Raw genomic sequence first — 12,066 nt, forward strand, 5'->3', positions numbered from 1 at the left:
GATTGGTTTTTTTATAAGTTGATAGAAAATTAGGTTGTCATATTGATTTGAAAATGATGCATCCTAATCGATTCAATAATTCTTAAATATATTGTTTTTGATTAAACTGTAGACATAATTTATGCAATTACTTCTAGATTTATTACTGTGTTCTTTGTGGCTCTTGTGGTTGCTGTGGATTTCTAAATAATTGCAAAATACTAGCCCCTATAAAATTAGAAATCACAGAGGCTTTTAAACCTTCGTGAGCATAAGTTTGTGCAGCAAGATCACCACTCGCTCCGTGAATGTACACAGCAAACACTGTTGCTGTCAAAGGGTCATAACCTTGAGCGAGAAAAGCAGCTATTACACCGCTTAAAACATCGCCACTTCCAGCAGTGGCCATTCCTGGATTACCGGTATCATTAACATACTGACTCGACCCTGCAACTGTAATCGTATGAGCTCCTTTTAATACCAATATAAGGTTGTGTTCTTTAGAGAACTCTTGGGCTTTTTCTAGTCGCTCGTAGTCATCCTTCCATTCTCCTAGGAGCTGCTTTAACTCTCCATCGTGCGGAGTCAGGATAGAATCCTTTGGCAAATCCTTCAATAATTCTGGTTGTTGGGCAAGTATTAGAATTCCGTCAGCGTCTATTACTATGGGAGAAGATTGTTTTATTACCGCTTTCGCGAAAGCGGAACACGTATCCTTCTCTGTACCTATTCCAGGCCCTATACATAAAACGGTATCTTTTAAAGAATGTTCAAAATCTGTGATATGATCTTCTCCTTCACTTTGTAGGGTCATCACTTCAGGAAGAGAAGACTGTAGCATCACGTTTCCATCTTCTGGAATATAAGCGGTCACTTTGCCAGCACCAGCGTTAATGGCTGCGCCAGCACTTAAAACAGCAGCGCCCATTTTACCTTTACTTCCAGCAAAAGTCAAGACGTGCCCATAATTGCCTTTGTGAGTGAATTTTTTTCTAGGTTGATACATATTTTGGGCAGCTTCTCTAGAAATTACTTGAGCGAGAGGTGCGACTTGCATCATGTATTCTGGATCTAAACCTATGTTGATCACTTCAAATGTCCCTACATTATCGCCAGTTTCTGGGAGAAAAAACGACAGTTTAGGCGTTTGAAACGTGAATGTATGATCTGCCTTAAGAATGGCGTCTTCTTTTTTGTGAGCTGTGTTTGCGTACAATCCACTAGGCATATCTACTGCAACTTTAAAAGTTTTGGATTCATTGAGGTAATGGATCAAATCTGCCATCCAGCCATCTAACGCACGGTTGATACCGGTACCAAAAATGGCATCAATAATAATATCTTGGGAAGAAATTTCTGGAAAATCCTCTTTACAGCTCAAAAGAATAGGCCAGTCGTTTGTCACATCTTTTATCCGATCATAATTGACTAGAAAATCTGGAGATCTTTTTTTACTGCAATTAGTTACGTAAACTGTTACTTGGTAACCATGCTGAATCATATGTCTCGCTATCGCAAGACCATCGCCTCCATTATTACCTATCCCACAAAATATTTTAATAGGAACTGGCGCTCCATTTAAACGCTGATGGATGCGTTCAAAAACAAGTGTTGCCACGCGTTCCATTAAGTCATTACTTGATATTTGTTGTTTGTCTATGGTAGATTTATCAGCTTCAGCGAGCTGTTGTGCACTTAGAATTTTCAATACGTAGATTTTATGTTCTCGCAATTTAATGAATAGAAAACAAATCTGAATTTGCTGATTACCATTTTACTTATCTTTTTTACTTATCTTTTTAAATAGGTCTGTAATCTACTATTGAGCACTTCAAATTAGTCGCTTACTCAAAAGATTTGAAACCATTTAATTTTACTATTGAAAGTATGAGTCGTATGTGTAATTACGAAAATCTTAAGAAAATTTAACTTAAGATACTTGTGTTAAACCGCTATCGAAAACGATAAGAGTAGCGCTATTTAACTTCAAATTAAAAACTATAATCCATACATTTGCGCAACCAAAAAAACATGACATGAAAAACACAACACTTACTACTATACACGAATCTTTAGGAGCAAAAATGGTTCCTTTTGCTGGATTTAATATGCCAGTACAATATGAAGGTGTCAATATTGAACATCAGAATGTTAGAGATCATGTAGGTGTTTTTGATGTTTCTCACATGGGAGAGTTTTTAATAAGTGGTCCTACGGCGCTAGAGCTAGTGCAACGAGTTTCTTCAAATGATGCGTCAAAGCTGACTATAGGAAGAGCGCAATATGCTTACTTGCCTAATGAAACTGGAGGAATTGTAGATGACATGATTGTCTATAAAATCAAAGAAGAGCAATACTTACTTGTGGTTAATGCTTCTAACATCGATAAAGACTGGGAACATATCTCAAAGCATAATATCATGAATGCAGAGATGAAAAACCTATCTGATGATTATTCCCTACTTGCCATACAAGGTCCTAAAGCCGTTGAAGCGATGCAATCACTAACTTCTGTAGATTTAAGTGCGATAAAATTTTATCACTTTGAAGTAGCCGATTTTGCCGGAGTAGAGCATGTCATTATAAGCGCAACCGGTTATACTGGTTCTGGAGGTTTTGAGATCTACTGTAAAAATACAGAGGTGAAACAAATCTGGAACAAAGTGTTTGAAGCAGGTGCATCTTTTAATATCAAGCCTATAGGTCTTGCTGCAAGAGATACCTTGAGGTTAGAAATGGGATATTGCCTTTACGGAAATGATATTGATGAAACCACATCTCCTTTTGAAGCTGGATTAGGTTGGGTAACAAAGTTTACTAAGCCATTTGTTAACTATGAGCAGCTACAACAACACAAAGAAAAAGGAGTAGATAGAAAGTTAGTCGGCTTTGAAATGGACGATCGAGCAATACCTCGTGGTGGTTATGAAATAAAAGACAGCAACCAGCAAGATCTAGGAATTGTTACCAGTGGAACTATGTCTCCATCCATGGCCAGAGGAATAGGAATGGGATATGTCCCACCTGTTTTTGCTACTCCAGGAAGTAAAATTTACATTCAAATTAGAAAAAAGTTAATGCCTGCAACTGTGGTAAAGTTGCCTTTTTATAAAAAATAAAGATTTAGATGATTCTCTTTGGCTACAATTTTAAGAAATAATGTTTTTTTTAATTTGAGAGTTACAAATCATAAGAATAGAACTAGTAAATAATGAAAGTTACAATTTTACTCATCTGCACTTTATTATTGTTTAGTTCGTGTGATCTTAAAGAAACTTTTAAAAGAATACAAAAGTTAGAATTTGAATTACAAGAGGAATTCAACGACCCTAATATTTCAATAGATTTTACTTTATCGACAGAAGAGGATAGCAGTTTTTATCAAGTAACTTTTTACGAATACGACATATTAGATAAAACAAATGCAGAGCTAAAATCAAAAGCAAATTTGGTATACAATTTCATCGTAGAGAAAATTGGCAAAAATGCGAGATTAAATTATATTGAAATAAGATTTACTGAATCTGACAAAGACAATGCTTATTCATTTACAAGTTTTAGGTATAATAAGTACGATCAATCAAAGTAATTAACAATTCACATTTCATCAAAGCTTAAATAGATATTAAAAACAAAACTTTAAGTGAAGTTTAATAACTAACATATTATTGATGCTAAGTAAAAAATACATTTTTGAATAGAATTCTTATACTAGGCGGTAGCGGCTTTATAGGTAACGCACTTTATAAAGAATTGGCGCCGTTCTTTGATGTTCACGCGACATATAAAACAGATAATCCCATATTTGAAAAGAATAAACATTTTCATCAGTTTGATTATGAAATGGAGCGTCTACATATATTGCTGGACAATTTAAAGCCTAAATTCATTGTTACCGCCTTGAGAGGTAATGTGACCAGTCTGGTAAGATTGCATTTTGAAATAGCAGATTATGTGGAGAAAAACGATTGTAAAGTCATTTTTCTATCCAGTGCCAACGTTTTTGACCGATTTACTAACTACCCAAGTTATGAGTACGATAAGACCTTATCAGAAAGTATTTATGGCCGTTTTAAAATTAAAATCGAAAATGAACTACTGCGTAAACCCATCTCCAAATATGTGATATGTCGCATTCCTATGATTTATGGAGCTGGCTCGCCTCGTATTAATGAAATCAAAGCGCAACTCCAAATGAATGAAGCAATAGAAGTTTTTTCTAATGTGGTTATTAACGCTACGCACATCAACAAGTTAGTGCAGCAGTTGCATTATATCATTAATAGAAGACGTCGTGGTATTTTTCATTTGGGTAGTAATAACCTCATTCATCACATTGATTTAATCAAAGATATTTGTGAAGAATTAGGACATCCTGATGCCTTGATCAAGCAAGTTTTTGATTCTAATGAAGATAGACATCTAGCGGTTTTGCCTAAAGATAATATGTTACCTAAACATCTACAGCTCACGATTGAAGATGTTGTAAAAAGTAGTGTGGTGTTGTAGATTTTGTACTGTTTCGCTTTCGCGAAAGCGAGATCCATAAATAGCTATAAAACTAATTAAGACTCAGAATTCTGAAGCATTTTATAGGTAAAACCTCCTAAAAGTAATATGATAATTGCCATAATCGCCCATAGCCAAATTTCGTTTTCAAATAAAGCAGCAATACCTTTTTCTTCATTCTTTTCTATCTTCTCTTCTTTACCAAGTTTCAAGTATTCTAAGTCTTGAGGGATATTATTCTTGAAATTGGTGATGTCATAATTTGGTCTGTAAGCAGACTGATTACCATAAACTAATTTATAGTCAGCTTCCTCAGTGAATCTTGCTATTAGTTCATGCTGATATCCTTTAATGACTAAGGAGTTCATATCAAGCGGCTGGTTATCTGCATTATAAATGCTCACTTTAAACTTTTGTGCAATCGCATCAAATTCTAACGCACTCTTCTCTAAAGAACTTAAATAGCCGGTAGCAAGGGTTCTATAATTATAGCTCCATCCTTTTTCTGTCTTGATGCTGTCAGAGAGATATTCAATTCTATACCTACGATAATAGTCATAATTTGCAGCCACATCTATCTTCAAGTAATTTACTGGAACTGTTTGATTTAATTCTACATCAATTATTGTTGATTTTGAATTCTTATCGTCTGTAACAGTTTTGCTTTTGATTTTATAACGATTGTATTTGGCTTCTACACGTTTTTGATTAGATACCTCAACTCCTTTTAAATAAGGTTGACTTTTACTTTTGATTAAAACTCTATAATATGTAAAGTTTGATGGAGAAAATGCTAACTGCGTGAAACGGTAATCTGTAGCATCGTTTTTGATGTCTAGAATTCGATAATCTTCAAGTAGTGTAAACCATTCGGTTTGATCATTGCTTCCTTCTAAATTTACTTTCCAATCAAAATTGGAGTTGTCAAAATTCAATAAGATATTTTCTAAAACAGAATCTTTATTCAATTTTATGGTATAAAAGTATCCTTGATTGTTTTTAGAAGAATTAATTATTTCAAAAGAGTGTTGCTGCTTTTCATATTCAGCTTTTTGGATTTTAAGTAAATAAGGGACTTCAATCGTGTCGTTAGTCTGATTCACTCCATAAATTCTTATGTCAGAAAGCGAAGGATTTAGCTTTCCAAAAACGTCATTAGGAATGGTAATGCTATGCCAAGGTTCTGAAACATTCTCAATAGAACGCTCGTAGTCATAATCTGTTATTTGTGCTGTCGATACGGCACTAACGAGAGCTAAGATAAAAGTGAAGTATTTGAATTTCATTTTACTCATATTACATATCATTCTTGTCATAAAACTCATCATAAGCAGACACTTGATTCTCATTTTGTTGTGGTTCTGTTTCACTATTATTATCTAGATAAATGATTTGGCTCTTGTATTTATTATAGAGAAAAGAAATAATTAAAAGTAAGACTCCCAAAGAAACAAAAACAATAGTTTTAGAAATGGTATTGAGATGCGCAATATCATAGAAGAATAGTTTAATTAAAGTGATGGCAAACAAGCCCATTCCTCCTATTCTTAAATAAGGTTTCCCTTTCCAGATTCCAAAACCGATTAATAAAAAGGAATACACTCCCCAAAGAATACTCAAACCTAATTTATAAGAATCTCTCGCTCCTGCTAGATCTAACCAATGGATCAATTCACTACTCACCACCCAAACTATAGTAACATGCAGCATAGCATCATAAGCAATTTTCCAGCCTTTTTGAATACCTTCTTTTTTAATAAATCTGTAAAATGCGGTCATTGCCATTGCAAGGAAAACAAAAGAAACATACCTTATGATGAGATAGAATCCACCTCTATTAAAATACTCTGAAGTCTCTAAATATGCTTCTCTCAAGTCGCTTAATGCATATAATCCTTGAACTAAAAATACTAATACCGTAATAAATGAAAGTACTAATGTGCCTATTTCAAGAGCTGTATTTTTAATTTTTCTATAATTTAAATAGGCCAAGGCACTTACGAAAAACAAGGTGTAATTAATGATCCATACTGCTTTAAAGTCTTTTAAACTCCAATCTTTTAAGGTGTTGTCATAACCACCACTCGTACCTATTGTAATTTCAGAACTATTATACCATTGATCAAAATAAAAAGCTATCTCTAGTCTAAATGCGTAATACGAACTGAAAATAAAAATCAAGGGCACGCCATAAAATACGATTTGGTGAGCGATCTCGTTAGAATTCAAAGAAGAAACAAAAACCTTTTTTGTTTGTAAATAAACAATAGTTCCAAAGATTAATAAGAATAATACAGAACCTAAGAAATAGGTGTTCCATATAGGCGTTTCCATAATACCATCGACATTTGAGTAAAAAATGTAACCAGATTGCCAATCTTCTAACAAACTCAAAAAAGCCAGCACCATAAGTGGATAAGAGAGTTTTTCATAAATAGCGATTTTCTTTGATGTTCCTATCCAAAATAATAACGCAGCTTGAATAGTCCACAATAAGGTTACCCAATTACCATCTAATTGTACTGGTATCGCAATAGAAATAAAAGTAAGAACTAAAGCAGTTGCGAGATAAAACAGCTTTTTATCGCTTAGATTTTGCTTAAAAATGACTGCTGCAACTACGAAATGAATCACTGCATTGAATAGAGTAAACAAACCAAGGTAATGCTGTCCGGTTTCATGATCACTTAAAATAGCATAACCTAGTCCGTAATAAATAAATGAATTGAGTAATAGAAGAACAACATCTGCCGTTGCAAAAGTTTCTTTTTTAAATAATTTATATGCTAAAAACGTCAAGTAGAAAATAATATAGAACGTAGTTGAAAAAGTCAATCCTAATGTAAAATGAGCATCGTCTCTATAATCTAAAACAAACCACCAACTAAAAATCAACCAAGTCAACCCAAAGGCAGTATAATACAACGGTTTCCAATACTTCTTAAAAGAAATTACTAAAATCCCTATGTTGATGATCGTCATATAACTAAAAAGTACCGCTACTTTTCCAGAGCCATCACTTAGTAAAAACGGTACGGCATAAGCTCCGACTAAACCGAGATGAGCAATAATTTGTCTGTTATAATTTAAGGAAGCTACGACAGTAAAAATGGTAAACACAACCATTAAAATAAAAGCAACTGTTTGAGGTATCAACTCATAAAAGCTGTAAGCAAAAAAGGTAATAAAGTAAAGAATTACCGTTGCTCCACTAACTAAAACAGCACTGTAAGCCTCATATTTTTTCTTCAATTTAATTCCAAAACCTAATAAGCCTAAAGCAGAAAGATAACCAAGAATAATGCGAGTCAGCGGACTGATTAACTCATTTTCTATAGAGTATTTTGCTCCTATTCCTACACCTATAATTGTAATTAAAATTCCAATTTTATTCAGTAAGTTTTCACCTATGAATTTTTCAAGATTGGATTTTCTATTTCTAGTTAGCCTATTTAAATTTTGAGACTGCTTTGGTTGAGGCTGATTTGATGGCTCCCTACTTATGGTTGAAGGGTAATTAAAAACCTCTTTGGGTTTGTTGGGTATTTCTTTTTGTAAGTCCTCTTTTTCAACAGGGTTTATAGCTTTTTCTTTCTGATTTACGTCTGTTGAAATTTTAAACTGATTTTCAAGTTTTTGATCCGTTGAATTCTTTTCTAATTCTTCAGCGGCAAGAAGATCAATCTTATTTTTGAGTTCGAATATCTCGTATTTAAAAGTCTCTTGCTTTTTAGAAAGCAATTCTAATTTTTCAATTAGTTGCTGTATTGCTTTTTGATTACTAGCCATAAAAAGTGCTTAAACAGAATAGATGTAGGATTACATCTGAGGCTAATTTAGTAAAAAAGAAATCGTGAAAGATTTTTCCTAAGTAGATATTTCTGGCAATGCAAGTCCAATTGTCCCGAGGACATTTCTCCAAAATGGAAATTATTTAAAGACCTAGTAAAAAGTACTGCCTACTTCTATTTGAAAACGCAGCGAACAAATAAATCTACTACCTCCTACTATAAACTGTTACTGCGACTGCGACTGCGACTAAAACTTACGGAATATACCGATCCTTACCCCAATCTGGAGCGCGTTTTTCTAAAAAGGCTTCTCTTCCTTCTCGAGCTTCGTCAGTCATGTAAATAAGACGTGTCATTTCTCCAGCAAATACTTGTTGACCTACCATACCATCGTCCGTAGCGTTCATTGCAAATTTTGCCATTTTAATAGCAATAGGAGATTTTTTAAGGATTTCTTGTCCCCAATCGTAGGCTGTTTGATCTAATTCGTCATGGGTTACAACTGCATTCACCATTCCCATATCCATGGCTTCTTGAGCGCTGTACGTACGTCCTAAAAAGAAGATTTCGCGTGCTTTTTTCTGTCCTACCATTTTAGCTAGATAAGCACTTCCGTAGCCGGCGTCGACACTAGCAACATCAGTATCCGTTTGTTTAAAAACTCCGTGTTCTTTACTTGCTATAGTCATATCACAAACTACATGCAAACTGTGTCCACCACCTACTGCCCAACCTGGAACCGCGCAAATCACCACCTTAGGCATAAAACGTATCATGCGTTGTACTTCTAGAATGTTTAATCTTCCTGTTCCAGAATCATCTTTATAACCATCGTGTCCACGAGCATTTTGATCGCCACCACTGCAAAATGCCCAGCCACCATCTTTCTTTGATGGACCTTCACCAGTAAGAATAACAACTCCTATAGAAAGATCTTCTTGCGCATCATAAAATGCTTTTATAAGCTCAGCAACAGTTTTAGGTCTAAAAGCATTGCGCACTTCTGGCCTGTTAAAAGCAATACGAGCAATACCATTACTTTTTTTATAGGTGATATCTTCAAATTCTATGGCAGTTTTCCAGTCGATGGACATAAGTCTAATTTTATTACAAATATAAGGTCTATAACTATGTATACCACACACGTATGGTTTCAATCATATACACAATTCCTCCTTGCATATTTAACTTATTGGTATTGGTATTCTTTAAAGAAGTACTGGATTTTGGAACAATGATCGTCTCCACATTAATAATTTTGCGATTGTAATTCTTCCTTACCCATTCATTAGCTCGTTCCAGAACGATTGCCGTAGTCTCGTAGGTTTTTGTACCCCAAAAGTTCTTTTCTAAAATTTGAGGCTCAAAGTCGATGTAATTGATTTCGTTAGTCATATCATATTAGTAGTATGATACTTGTTTTTGTTACGCTTTCGCGAAAGCGAGATCACATCAAACCAACATAACCGTTCCTGCCATGAGAATATCAAATCATCTAGTGACGCTTTATGGAAGCCAAGAACAGGTGTAAGTTAGCAGTGTAATTTTACAATTTGGGGGAATTGAAAAATTGGCCAAATCGAGATAGAGTAATTCTATCTCGATTTTTTGTTTAAGAAAATCATGTTAATCTTCTACAAGAAAAGCTGCCAAGTTGTAAATTTGCTATATGAGTGAAGAAAAAAAACCAGATTACGTAGTTTACGATGAAGAAACCGGCACTTATAATGCTGCGCTTCTTCCCTATTCCAGTGGCGTGTCTGCTCCTAAAATTACTACTCCAGACATCACTTCGTGGAAACAGACTAATATCAATAAAGTCAACCATGAGATTAAATCACAATTTGACCAACTCAAAGAGCAATATGATGCCATGGTTAAAAAATATGAGGATAACCAGCTGGTTTATGGTGCAAAATTCTCCTTTGAACCTATTGTAGGAGAAACTTACCACCTTTATAAAGGACGTAAAGATGGATTACCGTTCTTATCTGTAATACATCCTACAGAGTGTTCATGGGATTTTGTCGGTACGTATCGATTGACTTCTGAAAAGCTTTGGGAAGAAATAGAAGGTTAAGATTTACTCCATATTCTTACATCTAATTTCAAATGCTTGATGATTTTTTCAAAGGATTTGATATCTTCAATATAATTGGTAAAATAAGCCGCTCCGTTTACCGGTTTATTGATATCTACACTGAAGTAATCGCGATCCCAAGGAATAGTCATGTACATTTTGCCCGACCTAAAAGAAATCATAGGATGTACTTTCTCATTATCGATGATTTGAACTATAGAGTTAATCAAGCTAGGCGATAATACATAATACCCCATTTGCGCATTAGTAGTATAAACAGAGTAAGTACTGCTAATGGTATGATCTTCTACTTCCATTTTTGAATAAGTTGATCCAAAAACAGAATCACTAAATTTCTCCCAATTACTTTCTAATTTTTTAGGAATCAAGATCACGTCTCCATCAAAACTTTTATGGAAGTCTGCATAAAGGAATAAACCACGATAGTATTTAATGGTATCTCGCACAAAACCAAATTCTACTATAGGTTCAACGCCGTCTTCCTGATTAAACAATCCATGGATTATGGCTATAGGAAATAACAAAATGGCGAGAATAAATGCACCAAATGATTTTAACCAATTAATATCTTTTCTATAAAACGCAACTTCAGTAAAATCAACAGCCACATTATCTACTGTTCCTGTTACACGATCTTCTCCATGAATGAAAACATTATTTTTAAAAAATGATTTATTAAAAAAACCACTATTACTTAATGCCTCGTTGTTGATACCAAATGGATGGTATTCATAATTAGGATGGACCTCTTTAAAAATTTGAGGTAAAACATCTTCCTTAACGTAGTCGTGGTAACTCTCCTTCGGATGTGGTACAAAGCTCAGTCCTATATAAATTGCAAATAGTAAAATAAGCCAAAGCCAAAACGGTGGAAAAAAAATCCCGACCACTATGACTGCAACTGTAGCAATTTGCAGTAAAAAATTGAGAGGTAATATGGTTATTTTATACAAGCCGTAAAAGCGTTTTAATTTAATACGCTTTTTTTCTAATTGAGTTGCTTTAGTTTCCAGCAATTGAAAGAGTTGATGCTCCATGAATTTGATTATTTAAATAAAGAACTAACGTTTGGGTTACTTTTCTCACTTTCGCTAGCTTCAAAATATATAGCTGGCTTGTATTCTAAATATGCGGCTATCACATTAGTAGGAATACTTACTATTTTATCATTAAGAGCAAGAACATTAGAATTATAAGCTCTTCTTGCGCCGCTTATTTGTTCTTCCATCTCCGTAAGCGTTCTTTGCAACTGGATCATATTCTCGTTAGACTTCAAATCTGGATAGTTTTCCATAGAAACATTGATGCCTCCTAAAAGTTGGGACATTTGATTTTCCATCTCAAAACGTTCTTCTTTAGAAGTTGCATTGGGAATTTTACTTCTCAACGAAGTAATACTTTCAAAGACTTCTTTTTCATGATTCATATATTCTTTTACACTTTCAACAAGATTAGGAATAAGATCGTATCGCTTTTTAAGAACTACATCAATACCACTGTAACTCATGTCTACCCTATTCTTCTGTCGTACCATACCGTTATAAACAATTAATAATACAGGAATCCCAATGAAACAAAACGGACTTGTAACGATAAGAAAAACAATGATGATAATTAAAGCAGTAGACTTACTCATTTGAATAACTATTATGCTGCAAAATACTTCATTTAGCGCTTTAAAAAAAG

General features: G+C 34.1%; 11 protein-coding genes. 4 read left to right on the forward strand and 7 right to left on the reverse strand.

Features of this window, described 5'->3' with window-relative positions:
* Positions 1 to 142 precede the first annotated feature (142 nt).
* Positions 143 to 1,687 carry an NAD(P)H-hydrate dehydratase gene (locus DDD_RS16390; RefSeq protein WP_015364079.1) on the reverse strand — a complete coding sequence of 515 codons (1,545 nt, stop codon included), beginning with the start codon at positions 1,685 to 1,687 and terminating at the stop codon, positions 143 to 145.
* Between the two features lie 328 nt (positions 1,688 to 2,015).
* Here DDD_RS16390 and gcvT point away from each other — a divergent pair, with 328 nt between their 5' ends.
* The 3 genes from gcvT to DDD_RS16405 all read left to right on the forward strand — a co-directional run bounded on the left by gcvT (position 2,016) and on the right by DDD_RS16405 (position 4,488).
* Entirely contained in the window at positions 2,016 to 3,098 is a 1,083-nt protein-coding gene (gene gcvT, locus DDD_RS16395) for a glycine cleavage system aminomethyltransferase GcvT (RefSeq protein WP_015364080.1), read from the forward strand.
* Between the two features lie 92 nt (positions 3,099 to 3,190).
* Positions 3,191 to 3,568 carry a hypothetical protein gene (locus DDD_RS16400; protein ID WP_015364081.1) on the forward strand — a complete coding sequence of 126 codons (378 nt, stop codon included), beginning with the start codon at positions 3,191 to 3,193 and terminating at the stop codon, positions 3,566 to 3,568.
* 104 nt (positions 3,569 to 3,672) lie between these two features.
* Positions 3,673 to 4,488, forward strand: a complete 816-nt coding sequence (locus tag DDD_RS16405) for a sugar nucleotide-binding protein (RefSeq protein ID WP_015364082.1) — start codon at positions 3,673 to 3,675, stop codon at positions 4,486 to 4,488.
* Between the two features lie 56 nt (positions 4,489 to 4,544).
* On the opposite strand, the gene DDD_RS16410 is transcribed toward DDD_RS16405, so the two are convergent.
* The 4 genes from DDD_RS16410 to DDD_RS16425 all read right to left on the reverse strand — a co-directional run bounded on the left by DDD_RS16410 (position 4,545) and on the right by DDD_RS16425 (position 9,674).
* On the reverse strand, positions 4,545 to 5,774 hold the full coding sequence (locus tag DDD_RS16410; protein WP_015364083.1) for a DUF3999 family protein: 1,230 nt from the start codon (positions 5,772 to 5,774) through the stop codon (positions 4,545 to 4,547).
* 10 nt (positions 5,775 to 5,784) lie between these two features.
* Positions 5,785 to 8,277 carry a DUF2339 domain-containing protein gene (locus tag DDD_RS16415; RefSeq protein WP_015364084.1) on the reverse strand — a complete coding sequence of 831 codons (2,493 nt, stop codon included), beginning with the start codon at positions 8,275 to 8,277 and terminating at the stop codon, positions 5,785 to 5,787.
* Between the two features lie 256 nt (positions 8,278 to 8,533).
* On the reverse strand, positions 8,534 to 9,373 hold the full coding sequence (locus tag DDD_RS16420; RefSeq protein WP_015364085.1) for a 1,4-dihydroxy-2-naphthoyl-CoA synthase: 840 nt from the start codon (positions 9,371 to 9,373) through the stop codon (positions 8,534 to 8,536).
* Positions 9,374 to 9,407: 34 nt separating this feature from the next.
* Positions 9,408 to 9,674: a hypothetical protein gene (locus tag DDD_RS16425; RefSeq protein WP_015364086.1), complete on the reverse strand. Its 267-nt coding sequence runs from the start codon at positions 9,672 to 9,674 to the stop codon at positions 9,408 to 9,410.
* 274 nt (positions 9,675 to 9,948) lie between these two features.
* Between DDD_RS16425 and DDD_RS16430 the strand changes: the two genes are divergently transcribed.
* A complete protein-coding gene (locus DDD_RS16430; RefSeq protein ID WP_015364087.1) occupies positions 9,949 to 10,359 on the forward strand; it encodes a DUF2452 domain-containing protein in 411 nt (136 codons plus the stop codon).
* Here DDD_RS16430 and DDD_RS16435 read toward each other — a convergent pair.
* The gene (locus DDD_RS16435; protein WP_015364088.1) at positions 10,356 to 11,417 is read right to left on the reverse strand and encodes a DUF3137 domain-containing protein; all 1,062 of its coding nucleotides are present in this window, start codon (positions 11,415 to 11,417) and stop codon (positions 10,356 to 10,358) included. The genes DDD_RS16430 and DDD_RS16435 overlap by 4 nt on opposite strands.
* An 8-nt stretch (positions 11,418 to 11,425) precedes the next feature.
* Positions 11,426 to 12,016 (reverse strand): LemA family protein, encoded by a 591-nt coding sequence (locus tag DDD_RS16440; protein ID WP_015364089.1) that lies wholly within the window; start codon positions 12,014 to 12,016, stop codon positions 11,426 to 11,428.
* Between the last annotated feature and the right edge of the window lie 50 nt (positions 12,017 to 12,066).

It is taken from the genome of Nonlabens dokdonensis DSW-6, assembly GCF_000332115.1.
GTDB classification, from domain to species: domain Bacteria; phylum Bacteroidota; class Bacteroidia; order Flavobacteriales; family Flavobacteriaceae; genus Nonlabens; species Nonlabens dokdonensis.